The organism is Marinobacter sp. L-80 (assembly GCF_056859395.1).
Map to the genome: position 1 here is coordinate 24,578 of NZ_JBSXOI010000047.1, position 23,556 is coordinate 48,133.

Below are 23,556 nucleotides of genomic sequence, written 5' to 3' on the forward strand. Positions count from 1 at the left end.
CGATGGAACTTGATGCGATATCTCTGATCCTTCTGGCCCTGGCCATCCCGGCGTCGTTTATTGTCTCCGCTGCAGCGGGCCTCGGCGGTTCCCTGATTCTGGTGCCCGCCATGATGATGGCCATCGGTACCAAAGAGGGGATCGCCGTGGCTGCTTTGTTGTTGGCCTGCAACAACGTTGCGAAGGTGACGGTTTACCGGAAAACCCTGCCCTGGAGGGCCTCCGGCGCCGTCATCATCGCAGTTCTGCTGGGCACCGCACTGGGCGCGACTCTGATGCTCAAACTGCCAGAGCTATGGATTCGGTATGCCGTTGCGCTGGTGATTGTTGTCACCCTCGTGTGGGAGTTTTCGCCCTATCATCGCGCGAAAAAAGCCTGGGGGGTTGGGCTAGCGTTCTGTTCTGGCGCTACCTCAGGTATTTCAGGTACTTCGGGGCCGCTGAAGGGCGTTGCACTTCGCAGCCTGCAGCTTGAGCGTTTTTACTTTGTGGGCGCCGCCTCTCTGGTGTCCCTGGTCGGCGACACGACCAAGGCCGTGGTGTTCAGTCAGTCCGGCTTGCTGCAAATCGAGCATCTGGTTCTGGCAGGTACTCTGGTCCCTGTTATGGCGGGTTGTACCTTGCTGGGAAGAACCATCAACAGGAAACTGGGAGAACGCTGGTATAGCGTTCTGTTCTGGACCGTAATGGGCGGCTATATCTTGCGACTGGTGACATAAATGGCGGACCCAAAAGAGAAGAAGGGAGTGGGAAAACACCATTCCTTGACTGACCAGGCACCTGAAAAGCAACCTGCACGAGACGCAGCCGAAAAGGTGGCCTCCGGACAACCGGCAGAAAAACCTGATTTCGATCAGAAAGATCAAAACATTTCGCCGCGTCGAAAGGCGCCGGGGCCCGGCAAAATCTCTCGTCCGTCATCGGAAAGCCAGCCGGAGCCGGAAGCCGAGGGAGGACCGGGTGAGCAAACATCGGCACTGCCTGAGGCCGTCATCGACGAGGGTTCAAAAGGCCGGAAAGGCAAAAAGCCATGACAGCTATCGTCGATACCAAGCGGTTGAACAGTGGCGACACCGGGGGACAGGCAGCTACAATCCTGGAACCTGCTCTTGCATGCTCCGGCAAACGCATTATCGTCACGGGCAACTGGTTCTGTTCCCGAACCACCGACGGTGGCGACAACTGGGTGTTTGTAGACCCCTACACGGAATTGCCTCCCGCAGGCGCTGGATTCTGTTGCGATCAGCTCATTCACTACTGCTCTGCCAGACGGCTCTGGATCTGGCTTCTGCAGTTTTCCAAGACCACCCAAGGAAACCTGATCCGTGTCGCTGTCAGTTCATCCGGCGCGCCTGGTACATGGACCTGGTGGGATACAACTCCGACGGACATTGACGAACAGTGGTCGGGGACCTGGCTGGATTACCCCGATCTGGCCGAATCAGATAACCACCTCTTGCTGTCGTTCAACGTTTTCAGCACAACCACAGACCGCTGGCAAAGAGCGGTGGTGTTACGACTGTCCCTGGATCAATTGAAGGCGCGTGAAGCGATCTCCCGGGAAGCCTGGTCAACGGAAGAATTCGGATCTCTCCGTTTTTGTCGTGGCATGGGAAGTACGGCGATCTTTGCCAGCCTGAGCTATTTTCAGCCATCTATCGAGGTGTTCCGATGGCCTGACGACGAAGAGGATGTCTCGCAAGTTTCCGTCGCTGTGAGGCATTGGCGCGACGGCCCTTACGCAAAACCTGATGATGCGACAAGTCAATGGATGAATCGCATGGATGATCGCGTTCTCGGAGCGTGGGAGTCAGGCGGTGTTCTTGGTTTCGTCTGGGTGGCCTCGGCGGATGTTCAGCACCCTTTTCCCTTCGTACGCGTGGTGAGAATCAGGAAGAGTTCGAATGAGCTGATTGATGAGCCCGATCTGTGGAATTCGGACCGGGCCTGGGCTTATCCGTCAGTTTGCCCGAACCAACGGGGCGATGTGGGCATAGTCGCGGTGTGCGGTGCCGGAGGCCGCCACCCAACGCTGGGGGTCGGGTGGCTGGATGACAGAGAGTCGAATGCTTTGCCAAACTGGCAGATGGCCCTGGGCGATGCCTCTAGCCACCAGCCCCACGCTCGAGCATGGGGAGACTACCTCGATATCCAGCCAGACCCACGCCGTAAAACCTACTGGATGGCGTCCGCCTTTACTCTTCAGGGAGGTGCGGGAAGGGCAAATATTGTTCCGCAGGTTCTTACATTCAAGCCATAAAACCATTGGCTGCCTGAACGTTATTTTTGTGGGAGGAGCAATGCCATGTATCGCTGCGAGTATTTTGCTATTCACGAGTTGGTGCCACCCAAGGTCTTCCAAGAATGGGGAGAGAAAGCCTGGGAACTGTTGGACGAACGGCTCCTTATAACCCTTGACCGTCTGAGGCGGAGATACGGCCCCATGACGGTTAACAACTACTACTGGGGCAAAGAAAGAGAGTGGAGCGGGCTGCGTACCAAAGACAGCCCATTTTACTCACGCTACAGCCAACATACTTTCGGTCGTGCGGCAGACTGTCTCTTTGCTGAACGAGCCGCTGAAGAAGTACGCCAGGACATTTTGAGCCATTCAACAGACCCTGATTTTGAGATGATTGGAAGCGTTGAGTTAAACGTATCGTGGCTTCACTTTGATGTTCGAAATTGTCACAGGATAAAGACGTATCAGCCATAGATAACGAACGGTTTGTGCTTAATGGGCGAGTCCATGCCATATTGGAGGGACGAAAGGGTCGCTTGCCTTATTGTTTCTTGTCAGAAAATGGGCTCACCAGTCGCCTTGACCGCGTAGAAGAGGCAATCACTCTTCGCAATCACCGGATTGGTGGTGATCATAAAGGCTTTGATGGCCTGCGCGGGGAAGATTTGCCCCTCTCTGACCTGAAAAACCTGCCCCATGTTCTCGGTCCGGTTATGGCCGATGGCGTTGAGTACGCTGAGGCCTTTTTTTCCAATCCATCCCAGCGGCTCATTTGGCGATACGATCCCGAAATTTCGGTGTTCGATGTCTGGTGGTAAAGTGAGGTCAGCCCGGCCGGAGGGTTCAGGAAGATATTCTATGGTTGCTTCCGGAACCAGCTCCACCCGAATCGGATTTCTTAGTACCTCCACGTCCCACTCCGCCTTTTCGAGTGATAACACGTCTGGCCTTGAGGCATACCGCACGAGGCCCTCATACGCCAATTGATGGGCCTGATCATCTTGGGACCCACCACATTCGATGGTTACCGTTGGGACTTCCTGCTCGGAGTATTCCATCAGGGCGCCGAGGCGAAGATCTGTCATTATGAGGCGGTCTGTGAACAGAGAGGTCAACGCCTGGTGGGCCGCATCATTGGTGATGGTCACCGCGAAGGAGGGGCCCGTGCCTGAGGTGTTGTGTACGTCCAGCAGGCACTCTGGTTTCACTTTGTGCAACTCTGCCAGCATGGCCTTTGCGATCGCACCTTCTTCTCCCTCAAACGGCTCTTTGAAACACCGGTTCAGATCACGTCCTTCCGACAACTGGCGCAGTGAGAGCATGGGTGGGATCTTCGCCGGGTAGACGCCTCCCAGCAGAAACAGCATGTTGACATCGGGGGTATGCTGCTCAAGTAGCCACCTGTGAAGGGCAAACAGACCTGAAGGCTCATTGCCGTGAAGCAGCGTTGCCATGGCTCGGGTCCGGGAGCGATCACGACCGGCAACACGAATAATCGTGGGCTTTTGTAGTTGGTTCAGCCACTCAAGGGCGGAGCGGCCCAGGGTCCGGGGCGAGGGATCATTCAAATAATCGAGGACGTTCGAGTTACTCACGGCGACAATGTCCATTCATGGAGCGGCGTATTTGTCTTCTGGTTGGCCATGTACAGGGAGAGCATGGTCTGGAAGGCCTCATCGGGGCTCAGGGATTCGAGCAGGGATTCGGTGATATGGCGTTGCCACCGGGCACCCGACATGGCGGTTTCAATGCGGCCTTCGATAATTCCCAGCAAGCGGTGAATTTCTGACTCGTCCACGGCTGTTTGTGCCAGTGCGTCCCGGGCGCGGGGTAGCAGATCCCGGGCCACGTTTAACAGGGGCGTATCCTGCAACTGAACCTGATTCTTGTGTGGCCATATGATTTCTGCGCCAACGCCATATTTCGCGGCGCGGTAGAAGTTGTGTTCCGTGTAATGGAAGGGAAGTATCGACGTCAGATGATGAATATCATCAAGGACTGCCAGCGCAGCGCCAATTATGAACAGCCCGTTCGCACACATATCAGCAGCCGTAGGGCCTGCGGGCATTGAGCGAATCTCGATGCGCAGGTGGCCGCCTTCGGTATGGTCGTAGATGGCACGGTTCCAGGGCCAGGTGGTTCCCTGATGCAGTCGCAGTTCAGCCAGTTTCGGCACATCACCGCGATCAATCACCGCCATCGGGTCTTCCTCCGACATCAGTGGAATGATGGGCGGATAGAGCGATGCCGAGGCGGCAAAGAGTTCCCAGGCGCTGCGTGTCCAGCCATTGCCGTAGTATACCCGTGGCGGATGGCGCCAGGTTTTATGGTTGGGCGATCGGCTGTCGATGGATTGCTTGAACAGGGCAATGCGGGTTTCGTCCCACAGGTGGTGGCCGAACAGGCTGGGTGAATTGCTGGCCAGAGCGAGGACAACCGGCGTGACCAGTTGGACCGCATTGAAGTAATCGGCAAAACGGTGTGCGGGCACCCGCCAGTGAAGCTGGAAGGACGTGTTTGCTCCTTCCATATAGACGTCGTCAGCTTCCAGATTGATAACGTCGTTACCACCAATATGGATGCTGAATGGCTCTCCCCGTTGCTGGATCAGCGCTTTGGATAACGCATGATAGCGGGGCTCGTCTGTCATTGCCTTCGCACCCATATCAGACTGGCGAAGCGTGGGCAGAATGCCGATCGGCACCAGTTCTCCATCCAGTGATGCGGCGTGCTGGTTGATCCGTTGGATCGCAGAGAGCAACTCCTGCTCTGTTCTGGCGAAGGGAGAGCCCTTGAAAGCCTGGGGGCTGAGATTGTATTCGAGATTGAAGCGGTTAAGCTCAACCGTCAGTTGAGGGTCCTGAACGCGGGCGGCGATTTCGGTGTTGATAGGTTGAACGCGCAGGGCCGGGTTTACGATGTAGAACTCTACCTCGGCTCCGATGGAGCTTGCGCCTTCGCCAAAGCCGGGCCTGTTCAGAAGACGAGTAAGTGCCTTGAGATCCGTCCTGACCTTGGCGGCAAAACGTTCAAACTCTTCCGGCGCAAACTCTGTTGTCTTGATCGACAGTCCCACGGCAACGTCTTCTCTAGCGCTGACTTACCTTGATAGTAGTGGAAGATGCGCTGTACACCACCTCAGCGACGCTAAATCATCGGTAGGGTTTTCAATGGTGATTTATATAGCTCAAAGTTATTAAAGGAGTTATAAATCATCTAGGTGGAGTATTGTTGTTCCTAGGTGACTACTTTATCTTTGCGTTCTAAGAAAACGCCGACCTATTCCTCTGGCGTATATAAAGATTCCGAGTTAACTGGGAGCTCTGCCGACTATGCCGAATTCGATTTTTTCCGGTTCCAAAGCCCGTAAGGGCCTGTGGTTCAGTGCGCTGGCACTGGCGTTCTCGCTAACAGGGCCGGCTTCTGCCCAGGAGCGTGAGCTTCTGAACTCATCCTACGACATTGCCCGCGAGCTGTTTGCCGAATACAACGTTCTTTTCCAGGACTATTGGAAAGAAAAAACCGGCGAAACCGTCGATATCCAGCAGTCACACGCTGGCTCTTCCAAGCAAGCGCGCGCCATCCTGCAGGGGCTGGGTGCGGATGTGGTTACCTACAACCAGGTCACCGACGTAAACATTCTGGCCGAGCGCGGCAACCTGATTCCCGAGGACTGGGCATCACGCCTGCCAAATAACAGCTCTCCGTACTATTCCACCATGGCGTTCCTGGTGCGCGAGGGTAACCCCAAGAATATCCAGAACTGGGATGATCTGATCCGCGAAGATGTCGAACTGATCATGCCGAACCCGAAAACCTCCGGTAACGGCCGCTACACCTACCTGGCGGCGCTGGGTTTTGCCCAGGACAAGTTCGGTGACGACCAGGAGAAGATTGATGCTTTCCTCAGCGACCTGCTGGGCCAGGTTAAGGTATTCGACTCCGGCGGTCGTGGTGCCACCACCACGTTTGTGGAACGGGGCCTGGGTGATGTGCTGCTGACCTTCGAATCCGAAGTGAACAACATTCCGGCCCTGAACCCGGACAAGAATTTCCAGGTTGTGGTCCCGAGAGTGAGTTTCCTGGCCGAGTTCCCGGTGACCTGGATCGACAAGAACATCGAGAAGAAGGGCACCGAAGAACTGGCTCAGGCCTACTTGAAGCATCTGTACTCCGAAGAAGCCCAGCGCATGCTGGCTGGATTCAACTACCGGGTGCACAACGAAACCGTGAAAGCGGAAGTGGCTGACAAGTTCCCCGAACTGAAGCTGATGCCGATTCAGGACATCGCCGGCAGCTGGGAAAATGCCATGGAGACCCACTTTGCCAGTGGCGGCAAACTGGACCAGTTGCAGCGTCGCCGCTAAGGGATGCGCAGCTGATTCATGGCCACCACTGACGTTTCGGAGCGCCCGTCAAAGCGGCTGAGCGCTCCCGCCACCAAACGCGTTTTGCCGGGGTTCGGACTGAGCCTCGGCATTTCGCTTTTCTTTATCAGCCTGGTGCTGCTTCTGCCCATCAGCGGCCTGTTTATCCGTGCCGCCGGCATGGGGTGGGAGCAGTTCTGGTTTGTGATCACCGATCCGCGGGTGGTTGCGTCCTATAAAGTCACCGCGCTGGCAGCCCTGGCAGCGTCTCTATTCAACTGCGTGTTCGGCCTGCTGATGGCCTGGGTGCTGGTGCGTTACGAGTTTCCCGGCAAGCGGCTGCTGGATGCGATCATGGATCTGCCTTTCGCGCTGCCAACCGCCGTGGCCGGCATCACACTAGCAACCTTGTTTGCCGAGAACGGCTGGTATGGGCAGTATCTCGCCGATCTGGGTATTGAAGTGGCATTCACACCGCTGGGTATTGTGGTGGCGATGGCCTTCACCAGTGTACCGTTTGTGGTGCGCACGGTTCAGCCGGTACTGGAGGAAATGGCGCCGGAGGATGAAGAAGCCGCCATGAGCCTGGGTGCTTCGGACATGACGGTCTTTCGGAAAATCCTGTTCCCGACACTCTGGCCGGCTGTGGTGACCGGTGGTGCGCTTTCGTTTGCCCGAAGCCTGGGTGAGTACGGCGCGGTTATCTTTATTGCCGGCAACTCACCCTACATCAGTGAAGTGATCAGTCTGATGATCTTTGTTCGCCTGGAGGAATACGATTTTCCGGCGGCCAGTGCCATTGCCGCAGTGGTGATGACGGTATCGCTGTTGCTGCTCCTGGCGATCAACGTCTGGCAGGGGCGCTATCTCAAGCGCCTGCACGGAGGTTAGGGTATGGCTGCGCGTAAACATCGCCGCGTTGGCGACAGCCCTCTGGTTCGTCGCACTCTGATCGGAATCGCCGTCGGCCTGACGGTGCTTCTGCTGTTCATGCCCCTGGTGCTGATTTTTGTGCAAGCGTTTGCCGAGGGCTGGGCCGGTTACGTCAGCAATATTCTCAACGAGTACACGCTTCATGCCATTGGCCTGACGCTCGTGGTTGCGCTGCTCACGGTCCCGTTGAATATGGTGTTCGGCGTGTTTCTGGCCTGGCTTGTGACCCGCTTCCGGTTCCCCGGGCGCAAGTTGCTCACCACATTGATTGATATCCCGTTCGCCGTTTCGCCTGTGGTTGCCGGCCTGCTTTTCCTGCTGCTCTACGGCAGCAATGGCTGGGTGGGGCAGTGGCTCGGTGAATACGACATTCAACTGATGTTCTCCTGGCCCGGCATCGTGATGGTCACCGTGTTTGTGACCTGTCCGTTCGTGGCCAGAGAACTGATCCCGCTGATGCAGCAACAGGGTCGGGAAGAGGAAGAGGCCGGCGTGGTGCTGGGCGCGTCCGGCTGGCAGCTGTTCCGGCGGGTGACCCTGCCGAATATCCGCTGGGCGCTACTTTACGGCGTGATCCTCACCAACGCCCGGGCTGTAGGCGAGTTCGGTGCCGTGTCGGTGGTCTCGGGCAACATCCGGGGCGAGACCAATACGCTGCCGTTGCAGGTAGAGCTGCTTTACCAGGATTACAACACCGTGGGCGCCTTTGCAGCTTCTTCGCTGCTTGCAGGCATTGCGCTGATCACGCTTGTCGTCAAGGCCATCGTTGAATGGCGTCAGAGTCGTAACTAAGGGTTTCCAATGAGCATCGAGATACAGGGTATCAACAAGTTTTTCGACAAGTTCCAGGCCCTGCATGACATCAATCTGACCATTCCGGATGGCCAGCTCACGGCGTTGCTGGGCCCTTCCGGTTCGGGCAAGACCACGCTGCTGCGGATCATTGCCGGCCTGGAAACTCCCGAAGAGGGCAGAATCCGGTTCAGCGGCAAGGATGTGACCGATCTGCATGTGCGGGACCGGCGTGTGGGGTTTGTGTTCCAGCACTATGCGTTGTTTCGTCACATGACAGTGGCCGAGAACGTGGCCTTTGGCCTCAATGTGCTTCCGCGCAAGGAGCGCCCCGGCAAGCCCGAGATCCGCAAGCGGGTAAAAGACCTGCTGGAAATGGTTCAGCTGGAACACCTGGCCGACCGTTACCCCGCGCAGCTTTCAGGTGGGCAGAAGCAACGCATCGCCCTGGCGCGGGCCATGGCCATGCGCCCGGAGATTCTTCTGCTGGATGAGCCCTTCGGGGCGCTTGATGCCAAGGTGCGAAAAGACCTTCGCCGCTGGCTGCGCAGCCTCCACGATGAGCTGCATTTCACCAGTGTGTTCGTGACCCACGATCAGGAGGAGGCCCTGGAGCTCTCCGATCAGGTGGTTGTGATGAGCAATGGCCGGATTGAGCAGGTTGATACACCCCTGGAGCTTTATGGTCGCCCGGACAGCCGGTTTGTATTCGAGTTTCTGGGGCAGGTTAATGTGCTGTCTGGCAAGATCCGCGATGGTGTCATGCGCCAGGGTGACGCCTGGATTCGACTGCCCGAAGGCTGTGAAAACGATGACGCGCAGCTCTACCTGAGGCCCCACGAAGTGCGCCTCACCCAGTCTGCCAGTGACGAGGCCCATCTGCCTTTCCGGATCGAGGCAATCAACCTGATCGGTGCGGAAGTTCGCATCGAACTCAAGCCCGATGGCTGGGAGTGCGAGGAGCTCTGGGAGGTTGGCATCAGCCATACCGAGTTTAACGCCCGTCAGCCCCAGCGGGGTGACCGCTGCTTCGCCGTGCCGGATGTGGGGCATCTGTTCTGCGAACATGCGGTGGAGCCCAAGACCCTCGAGTGGCGTTAGTGCCCTGATCGTTGGAGCAGGGCGCCAGCCATCATCTATAGTTTCCTGATGAGGGGCCGTTGCCCCCGGATTACTCGTTCGACGTAATCGGCGTATCCCACTTTCGGGTGGGAACCATCAGGAGGATGTAATGCCACTACCCGCCCCGTTAACGGAAAACCAGGTCTACCACGGTTGCCCCGAAGACAAGCTGGATTTCATCACTACCGAAGACCTGCAGGATCTTGAGCGTCCGTATGGTCAGGACCGGGTACTGCGGGCGCTGGAATTTGGTGCCGGTATTCAGGCAGACGGTTTCAATCTCTTTGTTCTCGGACCCTCCGGTGCCGGCAAGCACGAGCTGGTCGAACGCTTTCTTTGCCTGCATGCGGCAAGCCAGCCGGTCCCGCCGGATTGGTGCCATGTCTACAACTTCCAGTTTTCAGAGCGGCCACGCGCCATTCGACTGCCGGCCGGTGAAGGGCGGCAATTCAAGAAACACATGAATGAACTGGCAGAGGAGCTCCGAACAGCAATCCCTGCTGCCTTCGAAAGCGAGGAATACCAGGCCAGGTTGCAGGAACTCCAGGAAGAAATGGCCAAGCGTCAGCATCAGGGCCTGTTTGATATCCAGGAAGAGGCGAACCGGAACAACATTGCCATGATCACCACGCCGGCCGGCTTTACCTTTGCCCCGATGCGCAAGGGCGAGGTGATCGACCCGGAGGAATACAAGAACTTCTCGGACGAGGAGAAAGCGCTGGTCGAATCCAAGGTTGAGGAGCTTCAGAAAAAGCTTCAGCAAACCATCCAGCAGATACCCAGGATGCGGAAGGAGGTCAGGGAAAGAGTCCATGCCCTGAATGAAGAAATGGTGCAGCTGACCCTGGGCGGCCCGATTGGGGAGTTGAGGGAAAAATGGTCCCACCTGCAGGATATCGCCGAGTACCTGGATGCCGTTCGTGAGGATGTGGTCGAGCACGCCGAGGCTTTTCAGGATACCGATAACGGGCCTCCGGCGGGCCTGTTGGCAAGGTACAAGGTCAATTTGCTGGTCGATAATGCCGAGACGGCCGGAGCGCCCGTTATCTACGAGGACCTGCCGAACCATCAGCATCTGGCGGGGCAGATTGAACATCGGGCCCGGCAGGGTAATCTCTATACCGATTTCACGCTGATTCGTGGCGGTTCCATGCACCGGGCCAGTGGCGGCTATCTGATCATTGATGCGCGCAGGGTACTGACACAGCCGATGGCGTGGGAAAGCCTGAAGCGGATCCTGTCCTCCGGTGAGTTTCGAATCGAGTCACTGGAGCGGCTTTACGGGTTGGTGAGTACCGTCAGCCTGCAGCCGGAGCCTATTCCGGTGTCGGTCAAGGTGGTTCTGCTCGGGGACCGGATGCTCTATTACCTGCTGTCCCACTATGATCCGGACTTTCTGGACCTGTTCAAAGTAGAAGCGGATTTCGAGGACGACCTGGACCGCAATGAAGAATGCTACGAACTCTACGCGCGCATGATCGCCACCATGGCCCGGGGCCTGAAAATGCGACCGCTGGAGCGAAGCGCCGTGGCCCGGCTGATTGAACATGCCAGCCGGCTGGCAGCAGACCAGCGCAAACTGACCGCCCACGACCGGGTGCTCCGCGACATTCTGAGCGAGGCAGACCACTGGGCGGGACAGGCCGGGGCCGATACGGTTGAAGCCAGCCATCTCCAGCAGGCCATTGATGAACGGGAATACCGGGCCAGCCGGGTCCGGGAACGAAGTCGCGAGCAAATCAGCCGGGGTGTGGTGATGATAGCCACCACCGGCGAGGAGGTGGCTCAGGTAAATGGCCTTTCGGTGCTCAGACTTGGGGCGTCGATGTTCGGGCAGCCTACCCGGATTACCGCCACGGCCCGTCCCGGTAAGGGGCAGGTGGTGGATATCGAGCGGGAGGCCAAACTCGGCGGCCCCATTCATAGTAAGGCCGTGATGATATTGTCCCGATTCCTGGCGAGCCGGTATGCAGGCGATGGTGAACTGTCGCTTTCGGCGAGCCTGGCCTTCGAGCAATCCTACGGTGGTGTCGAGGGCGATTCCGCTTCGGTGGCAGAAACCTGTGTGTTGCTGTCTGCCATTTCCCGAGTCCCACTCAAACAATCCTTCGCGGTGACAGGGTCCATGAACCAGCATGGTGAAGTTCAGGCTGTGGGTGGCGTGAACGAGAAGATCGAAGGCTTTTTCGATGTCTGCAAGGGGGCCGGCGATGTCCGCGGGCAGGGCGTTCTGCTGCCCGCAAGCAATGTTGAACATTTGATGCTGAGAGCCGATGTAAGGAAGGCGATCGCTGAAGACCGGTTCCGGATCTATCCGATTTCAGGCATCAATGAGGCAATTGAGCTGCTAACCGGTCTTGAGCCCGGAGAACCGGATAGTAATGGCGAGTTCCCCGAGAACAGCTTCAATCACCGGGTTGCCGAACGCCTGGAGAAGTTCGCGGAGGCCAGCAAGAAACGGGACGAGAACGGAGAAGCGAACAGCAGCGGAGGCAAGGATCGTGACTGATAGTCCAGCAGACCAGGCTGATCCCGGCACCACAACCGGTCGTGTACTGGTACTTCTCGATGGTTCCAGGATGAGTTACGCCGCCTTGCAGGCTGCGGTCGGGATTGCCGCGAATACCGGTGCCGATGTGCTCGGTGTGTTTGTTGAGGAGCTGAATCAGCTGCGAAGCGCCGGCTATGGTTTTGCCCGCGAAGTGGGCGGTTCGTCCGGTATCAGCCGCCCCCTGGCTGCTGGCGACGTTGAACAGCGCATGCAAAGGTTGGCGAGCGAAGCCCGCCGTGCTCTTGCCGGTGCCGTCGCGTCATACGGTGGCAGGCAATCCCTGAGTGTCGCCCGGGGCCATGTGATTGATGAGGTGCTGGCGCTCGCCGGCCCTCAGGATCTTCTGGTGCTGGGCCGCGTTGGTTGGTCCTCCGAGCCCGGTGCGCGCTTGGGCTCGACGGCAAAAGGGCTGGTTCGTCGTTCCCGGGGAAGGGTCTTGCTCTGGCGTGAAAGTCGGGCCGAACCTTTGGGCAGGGTTGTGGTGTTTCTCAATGACCATCATGGCGCTAACGGCCGCGCTGTCCAGGCAACCGCTGAGGTGGTTCGTCATTCCCACCGGCCCGTGACACTACTGTTGGGCGCTGACTCGACGGTCTCAGCCGACGATCTTAAAGGCGTCGCGCAGGACCTGGGTATTCAGGAATCGGAGCTTCGTGTAAGGTCTCTGCCATCAACGGATCCGGCTGTTGTGGCCGGAATTCTACGACAGGAAAGGGCGGTAGAGCTGGTGCTAAGCCGGGAATGCACACTGCTCCAGGAGCCCGGCGCAGAGCGATTGTTGGTGGCCCTGAACCTTCCCGTCACGGTCACGCCCTGAATCCCATCGGTTGCTCCATAGGTCTTTATTAGCTGATGTTTATAGATGTTCTCTCCATTGTTGGACTGACCGTCCTTGCCGGCGCCTGCATTCCACTGGGCGGACTGCTCGCCAGCTTTGAACGGATCCGACCCAATTGGCTGGAGCAGGAGTTTCGCCATTTCGTGATCGCGCTCGGTGGCGGCATCCTGCTTGGCGCGGTCGCTGTGGTTTTTATTCCGGAAGGCCGATCCAGCATGGGAGGATCCCTTCTTGCGATTCCGGCTATTCTTGCGGGCGGGCTCATATTCTTCCTGATAGAGCGGGTTCTCGGTTTGAAACGCCGTGAATCTCCGCAGCTCCTGGGCGTGATGCTGGATTTTATTCCGGAAGCTGCCGCGCTGGGCGGGCTCGCCGTGGTGAACACCGAGATTGCGCTGCTCATGGCGTTACTCATTGCCTTGCAGAACTTGCCGGAAGGGTTCAACGCCTATCGGGAGTTGCTTTACCTGAAAGGCCATAGCTCACGAAAGACGCTGGTCTTTATGAGTAGCCTGGTGATCACAGGTCCGGTGGCCGGCCTGTTTGGCTATTTCTTCTTGTCGGAGCGCCCCGTATTACTGGGCTCACTGATGCTGATGGCTTCCGGGGGTATTCTGTACCTGATTTTCCAGGACATCGCTCCTCAGTCGAGGCTTGACCGGCATTGGGGGCCACCTCTGGGAGCGGTCCTTGGGTTCTGTATTACCCTGTTCAGTCATGACCTGGTGATCTAGGCCATGACTTGAGTATCAGGCAATCTTCCGTGCATCTTCCTTGCGCAGGATTTCCTCGACGTCCTCTGCTGACAGCGTTTCCTTTTTCAGCACGGCTTTGGCCAATGCGTCCAACTGGTTTCGGTGCTCGGTCAGGAAGTCGAGGGTTGCCTTCTCGAGGGCCAGGAGCTGGGACTGGATTTCCTCGTCAATCATTTCAGCCATCTTTTCGCTGAACTCCCTCGGCATGCCCATCTCCCGGCCCAGGAAAACATGTTCCTCGCCGATGTTCAGGCCCAGCGGGCCGATCTTTTCGCTCATGCCCCACTGGCCGATCATCTTGCGTATCAGCGCGGTGGCCTCCTTGAGGTCGTTCTGGGCGCCGGTACTGACTTCTCCGTAGATCAGCTTTTCCGAGCAGCGACCGCCAAGCATCACCTTGATGCGATCCTTCAGGTAGCTTTCGGTGTAGGTGTAGTGATCTTCCCGGGGGGTTTGTTCCGTCACTCCCATGGCCATGCCGTGAGGAATGATGGTCAACTTGGTAAGCGGGTCCGCGTTCGGCATATAGTAGGCCATGATGGCGTGGCCACACTCGTGGTAGGCAACGGCCTCACGCTCCTGCGGGTTCAGCTTGGTATCCCGTTCTTCACCGAGAATAATTCTGTCCCGGGCCAGATCAAAGCAATGGGCATTCACCTCATGCAGGCTTTCGCGGGCTGCGGTGAGCGCCGCTTCATTTACGAGGTTCTTGAGATCCGCCCCGGAAAAGCCGATGGTGCGTGCGGCCAGTTGATCCAGGTCGACATCATTCGCTAGGGGGACCTTTCGCACGTGAACGGCCAGGATCGCCGCGCGGGCCTCCTTGTGGGGGCGGTCGAGAGTGATCTTGCGGTCAAAACGGCCCGGGCGGAGCAGGGCACTGTCGAGTACGTCCGGCCGGTTGGTGGCAGCCAGTACCAGAACATTTTCGTGAGCCTCGAAACCGTCCATTTCCGTGAGGATCTGGTTCAGTGTCTGCTCTCGTTCATCATGGCCACCACCCAGGCCCGCACCACGTGATCGGCCAATGGCATCCAGTTCGTCGATGAAAATCAGCGCCGGCGCGTCTTTCCGGGCTTCCTTGAACATGTCCCGAACCCGCGCGGCGCCGACACCCACGAACATCTCGATGAATTCCGAGGCGCTGATGCTGTAGAAGGGCACTTCGGCTTCGCCGGCGATGGCCCGGGCCAGTAGTGTTTTGCCGGTGCCCGGCGGACCGACCAGAAGCACGCCCTTGGGCATGACGGCACCCAGTGCCCGGTATTTTTCGGGAGATTTCAGGAAATCGATGATCTCGGCAATTTCCCGCTTGGCGGATTCAATGCCGGCCACGTCATCCAGGGTGGCGGTAGAGGTTTCCTTGTGGGCCCGCCGTGCCTTGGAGCGGCTGAAATCAAACGGGCCGCCACCCTGTGTCATGCGTTTCTGCGCCGCACCCCAGAACCAGAACATCAGCGCCAGCAGCAGGATCCAGGGCAGGAAGCCGCGAATCATTTCCTGCCACCAGGGCAGACCTGATGGCGTGGCCCGAATGGTGACACTGTGCTCTTCAAGAAGGTTGAGCAGCGACGGGTCTTCCATGGGCGGGCGGATGGTATGGAAACCGGGCGTGCTGGTGTGGGGTGGGCTGTCAGAGCTGAAATCGGCTGCACCGCTGTCGGTGAACAAGCCGGTAATGGCTTCTTCTTTCAACGTGACTTCTGCCACCTGATTGTTCACAACAGCCGTCTTGAATTCCGAGTAGGCGAGGTCCTGAAGCCGCGGTTGTCCGCCATCCTGCAGCCAGAGCACCATCAGGAAGATGGCAGCGCTCAGCCAAAGGAACGCATACTGGTTCGGAATGACCGGTTGTTGGTTCTGATCCGGTTTCTGTTGCTGGTTGTCTGGCCCACTCGGTGCTGTCATTTCGGTCTCCGGTCGCCCTCCATGATCTTCGCCACGAAGACAGATTTGCCGTAGGTCTCGAACGACCATTTCATGGTGTCCGAGAGCACGCCCATAACCTCATCATAGTCGCCGAAAATCTCGGTGCTCATTCGCCCCGGATAGACTTCCAGTCCGGTCTGCTCCAGGCGCGCGATCAGGTCTTTGATTGGCTGCTTGTACTCCTCTTTCAGGGGATAGCAGCTCAGTTGTACAGAAAGATACATAAAGCCTCCATTCAGGTCAGTGACCCTGGTCAATTGCCCGTTAATAGCCCATGGCCGACGAAGTGCTCCTCCTCGGGTCCGCGCCACCATTGAGAACACCCTCTTCGTCAATCAGGATGCTCTGGATGGCGCCCATGGCTGATCCACCGACCACCGTGTGCCCCCGCTCCTGCAGAAGCCGGATGGTGTCGGGGCTGATGCCCTGTTCGATCCGGATTTCATCCGGCAGCCACTGGTGGTGCATGCGCGGAGCGCTCACGGCGGTCTGGATGTTCATTCCATGATCAATCACATTGAGGATCACCTGCAAGGTGGTGGTAATGATCCGGGAGCCTCCGGGGCTGCCGGTCACCAGAACGTTCTTGCCATCCTTCTTAACGATAGTGGGCGACATGGAGCTCAGCATGCGTTTGCCGGGCTCGACCTTGTTGGCTTCGCCACCGATCAGGCCATAAGCGTTGGGCACACCGGGCTTGGCACTGAAGTCGTCCATTTCGTTGTTAAGCAGGAATCCAGCGCCTTCCACCGTAATGCCGGATCCATAACTGAAATTGATTGTGTAGGTGTTGGACACGGCGTTGCCCCATTTATCCACCACGGAAAAATGGGTGGTTTCAGGGCTTTCCCAGGCAGCTGGCTGGCCGGGATTGATGTCGCTGGCCGGTCGTGCCCTGTCTGGATCAATGCCTTTGCGCAGTTCTTCTGCGTAGCCTTTGCTGGTTAACCCCGCCAGCGGCACCTCCACATAATCCGTGTCGCCGAGGTATTTTGAACGGTCCGCGTAGGCCAGTTTCATGGCTTCGGCCATGTGATGAATCGCATCAGCGGAGTTATGGCCAAACTCGGCCATCGGGAAGCCTTCCAGGATATTCAGGATCTGGACAATGTGCGTGCCGCCGGAGGAGGGCGGCGACATCGAGAAAATATCGTACCCGCGATAGTTGCCGTGAACCGGCGCCCGGACAACCGGGCGATAGTCTTTCAGGTCCTGGTGCGTGATGAGGCCGCCATTCCGTTCCATTTCGCTGGCAATCAGATCGGCGGTTTCGCCTTCGTAAAAGCCTTTCACGCCGTTGTCGGCAATGCGCTGGAGTGTTGCCGCCAGTTCCGGCTGTCGAAAGCGTTTCCCGGGCTGCCAGGCGCTGCCGTCTTCCCTATAAAAGGTGTCACGGGTGGCGGGCCATCGCTCGAGTCTCTCCCGGGCCTGCTCCAGACCTTCAGTAAAACGCTGGGGCACTACGAAACCGTCTTGGGCCAGTTTGATGGCCGGCGCCAGTGCCTGCTTGAGGGTAATGGTGCCGTGCCGCTCCAGCGCCAGTGCAAGGCCGGCAACTGTGCCCGGAACCCCTGCGGCCAGGTGGGTAAAACGACTGCGGTTCCTGACCACCTCGCCGGATTCGTCCTGGAACATGGTTTCTGTGGCGGCAGCGGGCGCTTTTTCGCGATAATCAATGGCTTCCGGATCTGATCCGTCGCCCCTGGAAATCAGCATGAAACCGCCACCGCCAATGTTGCCGGAACGGGGCTGGGTGACAGCGAGTGCAAAACCGGCGGTAACGGCTGCATCGATTGCATTGCCGCCGTTTTTCAGCACTTCCAGAGCCACCTCGGTGGCCAGTGTATGGCTGGTGGCAACCATGCCCTGGGTTGCGGTAACCGGGTGAAACCGCTCACCCTCGAGAATGGCCTGTCCGAAGGCCGGCGCGGTGGTGATGAAAAAGGTCAAGGCGGCCGCAATCGAAAGGCGGCCTGAGCGCCCCGTGGCGAGGTTTTTGATTGTGCGTTGGTAGAGGCCTCTGTCCATATCTCCATTCCTCGTTTCTGGCGTTCAGATAGGCTATGATAGCCGGTCATTTTCATAGGTGCGTACCGTTAACCTGCCGTTAATGTCGGCGGTGATTCCCCGACGCACCTGCTTTCCCGGATTTCAGTTAAGGAAAGGCTTTCATGGAGCATACCTATCGTCTTGTGATTTCCTGCCCCGACCGGGTGGGAATTGTCGCCAAGGTGAGTAATTTTCTGTCGACATACAATGGCTGGATTACCGAGGCGAGTCACCATTCCGACACGCAAACCGGCTGGTTTTTCATGCGGCACGAGATCAAGGCCACCTCGATTCCGTTCGGTCTGGACCAGTTCCGCGCCGCGTTTGAGCCGATTGCCCGCGAATTCAATATGAACTGGCACATTGCCGACTCGGCCCAGCCCAAGAAAGTCATCCTGATGTGCAGCAAGGAATCCCATTGTGTGGCTGATCTGCTGCACCGCTGGCACAGCAAGGAGATCAATGCCGAGATCGTGGCGGTCATCTCCAACCACGACGACCTGCGCCGGATGGTGGAGTGGCATGAGATTCCCTACCACCACGTGCCGGTAAGCAAGGAAAACAAAGAGGAAGCTTTCGCCCATATTGATGAGCTGTTCCAGAAATATGAGGCCGATGTGGTGGTGCTGGCGCGCTACATGCAGATCCTTCCTGGCGAGCTCTGCGAGAAATACTCCGGCAAGGTGATCAATATCCATCACAGCTTCCTGCCGTCTTTCGCCGGTGCACGCCCCTATCACCAGGCCTACAGCCGCGGTGTTAAGCTGATTGGTGCCACCTGCCACTACGTGACTCAGGACCTCGACGAGGGCCCGATCATCGAGCAGGACGTTATCCGGATCACCCACAGCGACTCTATCGAGGATATGGTTCGCCTGGGTAAGGATGTGGAAAAGAACGTGTTGGCCCGGGGCCTGCGCTCACACATTGAAGACCGGGTGATCACCTACGAAAACAAGACAGTGGTGTTTGATTAAGGCTGCCTCACAGTTGCCCCGGAAAGGGTGCGACTGTGGTAGACTTGGCGGCTTGTTGAAGAATAACTATGGGGCCCGGAAACGGCCCCGATACGACTTCCAGATAACGCAAAGGAACCTTTCTCGATGGGTGAGTTAGCCAAAGAGATCCTGCCGGTCAATATTGAAGACGAGTTAAAACAGTCCTACCTCGATTACGCCATGAGCGTGATCGTCGGGCGGGCGCTTCCGGATGTGAGGGATGGCCTCAAGCCGGTTCACCGCCGCGTTCTGTTCGCCATGTCCGAACTGAACAACGACTGGAACAAGGCCTATAAGAAGTCCGCCCGTGTGGTGGGTGATGTTATCGGTAAATACCACCCCCACGGTGACTCTGCGGTATACGACACCATCGTACGTATGGCCCAGCCGTTCTCCCTGCGGTATCCGCTGGTTGATGGCCAGGGTAACTTCGGTTCCATCGACGGTGACAACGCGGCTGCCATGCGTTACACCGAGATCCGCATGGAGAAGATCGCCCACTCCCTGCTGGCGGACCTGGACAAGGAAACGGTCGATTTCGTCGATAACTACGACGGTACCGAGCGGATTCCCGAGGTTCTGCCCACCCGGGTGCCCAACCTGCTGGTGAATGGTTCCTCCGGTATTGCCGTGGGCATGGCTACCAACATTCCGCCCCACAACCTGACGGAAGTCGTAAGCGGCTGCTTGGCGCTGATTGATAATCCGGATCTGACCATCGATGAGCTGATGGAATTCATTCCGGGCCCGGATTTCCCGACCGAGGGCATCATCAACGGCCGTGCCGGCATCGTTGAGGCCTACCGTACCGGCCGTGGTCGTATCTATATTCGTGCCCGCCACGAGATCGAGCACGACAACAAGACCAATCGCGATGCCATCATCATCACCGAGCTGCCGTATCAGCTGAACAAGGCCCGCCTGATCGAGAAGATCGCGGAGCTGGTAAAAGAAAAGCGTCTTGAAGGTATCTCCGAGCTGCGGGACGAATCCAACAAGGAAGGTATCCGGGTGGTGATCGAACTGCGTCGGGGTGAGAACCCGGACGTTGTGGTCAACAACCTGTTTGCCCAGACCCAGCTGGAAACTGTATTCGGCATCAACATGGTTGGCCTGATCAACGGTGAGCCGAAAACCCTGAATCTGAAGCAGCTGCTGGATGCGTTCGTTCGTCACCGCCGTGAAGTAGTGACCCGCCGGACCATCTACGAACTGCGTAAAGCCCGTGAACGTGGCCATATTCTGGAAGGTTTGACGGTTGCCCTGGCCAACATCGACGAGATTATCGAGCTGATCAAGGCCTCGCCGTCCGCCGCCGAAGCGAAGGAAAAGCTGATTGCCAAGGGCTGGTCACCGGGCGATGTCATGGCCATGCTGGAACGTGCCGGTCAGGACGCCTGCCGTCCGGACGACCTGCCAGAGATCTATGGGCTGCGTGAAGGTCTGTATCATCTGTCACCGGAACAGGCCCAGGCCATTCTGGACTTGCGTCTGCACCGCCTGACCGGTCTGGAAACCGAGAAGCTCCAGAACGAATACAAGGAAATTCTCGACAAGATTGCCGATCTGCTGGACATCCTGGGCGACCCCGAGCGGCTGCTCCAGGTGATCCGGGAAGAGCTGGAAGCCATCGTTACCGAGTTTGGTGACGAGCGTCGTACCGAAATCACCAGCTCCCGTCGCGACCTGACCATCGCCGACCTGATTGATGAAGAAGACCTGGTGGTGACCATTTCCCACAGTGGTTACGCCAAGACCCAGGCAGTGGAAGACTACCAGGCCCAGCGTCGTGGTGGTCGGGGCAAGGCAGCAACCTCTATGAAGGACGAAGACTTCGTTGAGAAGCTGCTGGTGGCCAACTCCCACGATACGATTCTGTGTTTCTCCAACCGTGGCAAGGTGTACTGGCTGCGGGTGTTCGAGATTCCACGCGCCAGCCGTGCCTCCCGCGGTCGGCCCATGGTGAATATCCTGCCGCTGGACGAAGGCGAGCGTATTACCACGTTCCTGCCGGTTCGGGATTATCCGGAAGACCAGTTCGTGCTGATGGCCACCTCTGCCGGTGTGGTCAAGAAAACGCCGTTGCCGAACTTCTCGCGTCCGCGCAGCAGCGGCCTGATTGCCCTGTCACTGGATGAGGGCGATACCCTGATCGGTGCAGCCATTACCAAAGGCGATGCCGAGGTCATGCTGTTCTCGACCGCTGGCAAGGCGGTGCGCTTCAACGAAGAAGCCGTTCGTCCCATGAGCCGGACAGCCCGTGGTGTTCGCGGTATCAAGATGCCGCAGGGTCACCATGTGGTGTCGCTGATCATCCCGCAGGACGGTGGGGTTATCCTGACTGCCTCCGAAAACGGCTACGGCAAGCGTACCGCCATTGACGAGTTCCCGACCTACAGCCGTGGCAGCCAGGGCGTTATCGCCATGCAGTGCTCCGAGCGTAACGGTAACCTGGTGACAGCCCTGCAGCTGTTCGACGGTGACGAAATGATGCTGATCTCTGACAAGGGCACGCTCGTGCGTACCCGGACAGACGAAGTGTCGGTTCTTAGCCGGAATACCCAGGGCGTGCGCCTGATCAAGCTGAGCCAAGAAGACGAGCGGCTGGTTGGCGTTGAGCGGATTGCGGAAACCGACGACGAAGAGCTCGACAGTGAAGGCAATCCGATTGTTGCCGACGAGAGCCCGGAAGAAGGCCAGCAAGGCCAAGAAGGCGAGAGTGCCGGCGACGAATAAGCCGGCACTTGCCACGGACAGATTCAGCAAGACTTGAGAGAAAGCAGCAACATGAGCAGGGCGTATAACTTTTGTGCAGGTCCGGCCACCTTGCCGGAGAGCGTGCTTCGTCAGGCGCGGGATGAAATGCTCGACTGGCGCGGTACCGGCATGTCGGTGATGGAAATGAGCCATCGCAGCGACGAGTTTGTCCAGATTGCCGAAACTGCAGAAAAAGATCTGCGTGAACTGGCCGGCGTGTCGGACGACTACGCGGTTCTTTTCATGCAGGGTGGGGCGTCCAGCCAGTTTTCCACCATTCCTCTGAATCTGCTGGGCGAAAAAGGCTCTGCGGACTACGTGAACACTGGCATCTGGTCCAAGAAGGCCATTGCCGAGGCCAGTCGCTATGGCAAGGTGAACGTGGTGGCGAGTTCGGAAGACAGTGGCTTTACCACGATTCCGGATCAATCCTCGTGGCAGACCAGTGCCGACGCGGCTTATCTGCACTACACGCCCAACGAGACCATCGGTGGCCTGGAATTCGGTTTTATTCCGGATAGCCCGGGCGCGCCGCTGGTTGCCGACATGTCCTCATCAATGCTGTCGAGGCCGGTGGACGTCTCCAGGTTCGGTGTGATCTATGCCGGTGCCCAGAAGAACATCGGTCCCTCGGGATTGGTAGTGGTCATTATCCGCAAGGATCTCCTGGGTAAGGCCCGCCAGGAGACCCCGACCATGATGAATTATCAGGTGATCGCAGATAACGGCTCCATGTACAACACGCCGGCGACCTATTCCTGGTATCTGGCCGGTCTGGTGTTCAAGTGGCTGAAAGAGCAGGGCGGTGTGAAGGCCATGGGTGAAATCAACCTGCGCAAGGCCCGCAAGCTCTACGATTTCATCGATACCAACGAGTTTTACGCCAACCCGATTGATCCGCGCTTCCGCTCCTGGATGAACGTACCATTCACGCTGGCGGATGATGCCCTGAACGGTGAATTCCTGAAGGGTGCCAATGCCCGTGGCCTGCTGAACCTGGCCGGCCACCGGTCGGTTGGCGGAATGCGTGCGAGCATCTACAACGCGATGCCAGAAGCCGGTGTCGATGCACTGATCGACTACATGACCGAATTTGCGAAGGAGCGTGGCTGATCATGAGTGATGAGCAGGTTCGGCTCGGAGAGCTGCGGGACGAGATCGATCAACTTGATCAGAAGATCATGGAGCTGATCAGTGCCAGGGCCGCCTGTGCCCAGGAAGTGGCGCACGTTAAAATGACCGCCAATCCGGGGCAGGACGTCTTTTTCTATCGCCCCGAGCGGGAGGCCCAGGTGCTTCGCCGCATCAAGGAACAGAATCCGGGGCCGCTGTCGGGTGAGGAAATGGCCCGTCTGTTCCGGGAAATCATGTCGGCCTGCCTGGCGCTGGAAAAGCCCATGCACATTGCCTTCCTGGGTCCGATTGGCACCTTCACACAGGCGGCAGCGCTCAAGCATTTTGGTCACTCGGTGGTCAGCGTGCCTTTGCCGGCCATTGATGCGGTATTCCGGGAGGTCGAATCCGGCGCTGCTCATTACGGCGTGGTGCCGGTCGAAAACTCGACCGAGGGTATGATCAACCACACCCTGGATATGTTCATGTCCTCGCCGCTGAAGATCTGCGGCGAGGTTCAGCTGCGGATTCACCATCACCTGCTTGTGTCTCCGAAGCATGGCGACCAGGAAATCACACGGATTTATTCCCATCAGCAATCGTTTGCCCAATGCCGGCAATGGCTGGACACCCACCGCTACGGCATCGAGCGGGTTACCGTCTCCAGCAATGCGGAAGCGGCCCGGCGCGCAGCCGAGGAGCCCGGCACGGCGGCTATTGCCGGTGATATGGCGGCCGAGCTCTATGGCCTGCAGAAGCTGGCGAACAGTATTGAGGATCGCCCGGACAATACCACACGCTTCCTGATCATTGGCCGGGAGGAAGTGCCTGCCAGTGGCCACGACAAGTCGTCTATCCTGGTGTCCATGCGCAACAAACCGGGGGCCCTGTATCAGCTCCTCGAGCCGTTCCATCGTCACGGGCTCAGCCTGACCAGAATCGAAACGCGGCCCTCGCCAAGTGGCACCTGGGCCTATGTGTTCTACATCGATTTTGAGGGACATATGGAAGACGAACAGGTCCGGAAGGTTCTGGCAGAAGTGGATGAAGAGGCCGTTGAGCTCAAACGCCTGGGTTCCTACCCGATTGGCGTTCTGTAAGTATCTGCAC

General features: G+C 58.0%; 20 protein-coding genes. 15 read left to right on the forward strand and 5 right to left on the reverse strand.

What is annotated here, in order from left to right; genetic code table 11:
- Positions 1–2: 2 nt before the first annotated feature.
- From AC13E3_RS04855 to AC13E3_RS04870, 4 genes are read left to right on the forward strand one after another with little or no spacing between them, the layout of a single operon-like run.
- Positions 3–719, forward strand: a complete 717-nt coding sequence (locus AC13E3_RS04855) for a sulfite exporter TauE/SafE family protein (protein WP_338355072.1) — start codon at positions 3–5, stop codon at positions 717–719.
- Positions 720–1,034, forward strand: a complete 315-nt coding sequence (locus AC13E3_RS04860; RefSeq protein ID WP_008172095.1) for a hypothetical protein — start codon at positions 720–722, stop codon at positions 1,032–1,034.
- Entirely contained in the window at positions 1,031–2,260 is a 1,230-nt protein-coding gene (locus tag AC13E3_RS04865; RefSeq protein WP_008172094.1) for a hypothetical protein, read from the forward strand. Before AC13E3_RS04860 ends, AC13E3_RS04865 begins: the two co-directional genes overlap by 4 nt.
- Before the next feature lie 45 nt (positions 2,261–2,305).
- Positions 2,306–2,716 carry a hypothetical protein gene (locus AC13E3_RS04870; RefSeq protein ID WP_008172093.1) on the forward strand — a complete coding sequence of 137 codons (411 nt, stop codon included), beginning with the start codon at positions 2,306–2,308 and terminating at the stop codon, positions 2,714–2,716.
- Between the two features lie 80 nt (positions 2,717–2,796).
- Here AC13E3_RS04870 and AC13E3_RS04875 read toward each other — a convergent pair whose 3' ends face one another.
- Together AC13E3_RS04875 and AC13E3_RS04880 are read right to left on the reverse strand one after the other, a co-directional pair.
- Positions 2,797–3,837 carry a M14 family metallopeptidase gene (locus AC13E3_RS04875; protein ID WP_405419206.1) on the reverse strand — a complete coding sequence of 347 codons (1,041 nt, stop codon included), beginning with the start codon at positions 3,835–3,837 and terminating at the stop codon, positions 2,797–2,799.
- Entirely contained in the window at positions 3,834–5,318 is a 1,485-nt protein-coding gene (locus AC13E3_RS04880; RefSeq protein ID WP_405419208.1) for a glutamate-cysteine ligase family protein, read from the reverse strand. Before AC13E3_RS04880 ends, AC13E3_RS04875 begins: the two co-directional genes overlap by 4 nt.
- 256 nt (positions 5,319–5,574) lie before the next feature.
- Here AC13E3_RS04880 and cysP point away from each other — a divergent pair, with 256 nt between their 5' ends.
- The 7 genes from cysP to AC13E3_RS04915 all read left to right on the forward strand — a co-directional run bounded on the left by cysP (position 5,575) and on the right by AC13E3_RS04915 (position 13,579).
- The gene (gene cysP / locus AC13E3_RS04885; protein WP_008172090.1) at positions 5,575–6,609 is read left to right on the forward strand and encodes a thiosulfate ABC transporter substrate-binding protein CysP; all 1,035 of its coding nucleotides are present in this window, start codon (positions 5,575–5,577) and stop codon (positions 6,607–6,609) included.
- 18 nt (positions 6,610–6,627) lie between these two features.
- Positions 6,628–7,500 (forward strand): sulfate/thiosulfate ABC transporter permease CysT, encoded by an 873-nt coding sequence (gene cysT, locus AC13E3_RS04890; RefSeq protein ID WP_008172088.1) that lies wholly within the window; start codon positions 6,628–6,630, stop codon positions 7,498–7,500.
- Positions 7,501–7,503: 3 nt separating this feature from the next.
- Entirely contained in the window at positions 7,504–8,334 is an 831-nt protein-coding gene (gene cysW, locus AC13E3_RS04895) for a sulfate ABC transporter permease subunit CysW (protein WP_053114946.1), read from the forward strand.
- Positions 8,335–8,343: 9 nt separating this feature from the next.
- On the forward strand, positions 8,344–9,435 hold the full coding sequence (locus AC13E3_RS04900) for a sulfate/molybdate ABC transporter ATP-binding protein (protein WP_405419213.1): 1,092 nt from the start codon (positions 8,344–8,346) through the stop codon (positions 9,433–9,435).
- A 130-nt stretch (positions 9,436–9,565) separates the two neighbouring features.
- Positions 9,566–11,965 (forward strand): Lon protease family protein, encoded by a 2,400-nt coding sequence (locus tag AC13E3_RS04905; protein WP_405419216.1) that lies wholly within the window; start codon positions 9,566–9,568, stop codon positions 11,963–11,965.
- The gene (locus AC13E3_RS04910; protein WP_405419219.1) at positions 11,958–12,824 is read left to right on the forward strand and encodes a universal stress protein; all 867 of its coding nucleotides are present in this window, start codon (positions 11,958–11,960) and stop codon (positions 12,822–12,824) included. Before AC13E3_RS04905 ends, AC13E3_RS04910 begins: the two co-directional genes overlap by 8 nt.
- Positions 12,825–12,859: 35 nt before the next feature.
- Positions 12,860–13,579, forward strand: coding sequence for a ZIP family metal transporter (locus AC13E3_RS04915; RefSeq protein ID WP_062784806.1), 720 nt, complete (start codon positions 12,860–12,862; stop codon positions 13,577–13,579).
- Positions 13,580–13,594: 15 nt separating this feature from the next.
- Here AC13E3_RS04915 and ftsH read toward each other — a convergent pair whose 3' ends face one another.
- The 3 genes from ftsH to ggt are packed head-to-tail and all read right to left on the reverse strand — an operon-like array spanning position 13,595 to position 17,557.
- Positions 13,595–15,508, reverse strand: coding sequence for an ATP-dependent zinc metalloprotease FtsH (gene ftsH, locus AC13E3_RS04920; RefSeq protein WP_104271406.1), 1,914 nt, complete (start codon positions 15,506–15,508; stop codon positions 13,595–13,597).
- Positions 15,505–15,753 (reverse strand): thiamine-binding protein, encoded by a 249-nt coding sequence (locus tag AC13E3_RS04925; protein WP_014576785.1) that lies wholly within the window; start codon positions 15,751–15,753, stop codon positions 15,505–15,507. The genes ftsH and AC13E3_RS04925 overlap by 4 nt, the downstream gene beginning before the upstream one ends.
- A 40-nt stretch (positions 15,754–15,793) precedes the next feature.
- Positions 15,794–17,557, reverse strand: coding sequence for a gamma-glutamyltransferase (gene ggt, locus AC13E3_RS04930; protein ID WP_008172072.1), 1,764 nt, complete (start codon positions 17,555–17,557; stop codon positions 15,794–15,796).
- 143 nt (positions 17,558–17,700) lie between these two features.
- Between ggt and purU the strand changes: the two genes are divergently transcribed.
- The 4 genes from purU (at position 17,701) to pheA (ending at position 23,546) form a co-directional block, all read left to right on the forward strand.
- Positions 17,701–18,555 carry a formyltetrahydrofolate deformylase gene (gene purU, locus AC13E3_RS04935; RefSeq protein ID WP_008172070.1) on the forward strand — a complete coding sequence of 285 codons (855 nt, stop codon included), beginning with the start codon at positions 17,701–17,703 and terminating at the stop codon, positions 18,553–18,555.
- A 126-nt stretch (positions 18,556–18,681) separates the two neighbouring features.
- Positions 18,682–21,312: a DNA gyrase subunit A gene (gene gyrA / locus AC13E3_RS04940; RefSeq protein WP_008172069.1), complete on the forward strand. Its 2,631-nt coding sequence runs from the start codon at positions 18,682–18,684 to the stop codon at positions 21,310–21,312.
- Between the two features lie 51 nt (positions 21,313–21,363).
- A complete protein-coding gene (serC, locus tag AC13E3_RS04945) occupies positions 21,364–22,446 on the forward strand; it encodes a 3-phosphoserine/phosphohydroxythreonine transaminase (RefSeq protein ID WP_008172068.1) in 1,083 nt (360 codons plus the stop codon).
- A 2-nt stretch (positions 22,447–22,448) separates the two neighbouring features.
- Positions 22,449–23,546 carry a prephenate dehydratase gene (pheA, locus tag AC13E3_RS04950; RefSeq protein ID WP_008172067.1) on the forward strand — a complete coding sequence of 366 codons (1,098 nt, stop codon included), beginning with the start codon at positions 22,449–22,451 and terminating at the stop codon, positions 23,544–23,546.
- Positions 23,547–23,556: the final 10 nt, after the last annotated feature.

Coding starts and splice junctions, on each gene's coding strand:
- AC13E3_RS04855 (WP_338355072.1), top strand. CDS start 3: ATGGAACTTGATGCGATATCTCTGATCCTTCTGGCCCTGGCCATCCCG.
- AC13E3_RS04860 (WP_008172095.1), top strand. CDS start 720: ATGGCGGACCCAAAAGAGAAGAAGGGAGTGGGAAAACACCATTCCTTG.
- AC13E3_RS04865 (WP_008172094.1), top strand. CDS start 1,031: ATGACAGCTATCGTCGATACCAAGCGGTTGAACAGTGGCGACACCGGG.
- AC13E3_RS04870 (WP_008172093.1), top strand. CDS start 2,306: ATGTATCGCTGCGAGTATTTTGCTATTCACGAGTTGGTGCCACCCAAG.
- cysP (WP_008172090.1), top strand. CDS start 5,575: ATGCCGAATTCGATTTTTTCCGGTTCCAAAGCCCGTAAGGGCCTGTGG.
- cysT (WP_008172088.1), top strand. CDS start 6,628: ATGGCCACCACTGACGTTTCGGAGCGCCCGTCAAAGCGGCTGAGCGCT.
- cysW (WP_053114946.1), top strand. CDS start 7,504: ATGGCTGCGCGTAAACATCGCCGCGTTGGCGACAGCCCTCTGGTTCGT.
- AC13E3_RS04900 (WP_405419213.1), top strand. CDS start 8,344: ATGAGCATCGAGATACAGGGTATCAACAAGTTTTTCGACAAGTTCCAG.
- AC13E3_RS04905 (WP_405419216.1), top strand. CDS start 9,566: ATGCCACTACCCGCCCCGTTAACGGAAAACCAGGTCTACCACGGTTGC.
- AC13E3_RS04915 (WP_062784806.1), top strand. CDS start 12,860: ATGTTTATAGATGTTCTCTCCATTGTTGGACTGACCGTCCTTGCCGGC.
- ftsH (WP_104271406.1), bottom strand. CDS start 15,508: ATGACAGCACCGAGTGGGCCAGACAACCAGCAACAGAAACCGGATCAG.
- AC13E3_RS04925 (WP_014576785.1), bottom strand. CDS start 15,753: ATGTATCTTTCTGTACAACTGAGCTGCTATCCCCTGAAAGAGGAGTAC.
- ggt (WP_008172072.1), bottom strand. CDS start 17,557: ATGGACAGAGGCCTCTACCAACGCACAATCAAAAACCTCGCCACGGGG.
- purU (WP_008172070.1), top strand. CDS start 17,701: ATGGAGCATACCTATCGTCTTGTGATTTCCTGCCCCGACCGGGTGGGA.
- gyrA (WP_008172069.1), top strand. CDS start 18,682: ATGGGTGAGTTAGCCAAAGAGATCCTGCCGGTCAATATTGAAGACGAG.
- serC (WP_008172068.1), top strand. CDS start 21,364: ATGAGCAGGGCGTATAACTTTTGTGCAGGTCCGGCCACCTTGCCGGAG.
- pheA (WP_008172067.1), top strand. CDS start 22,449: ATGAGTGATGAGCAGGTTCGGCTCGGAGAGCTGCGGGACGAGATCGAT.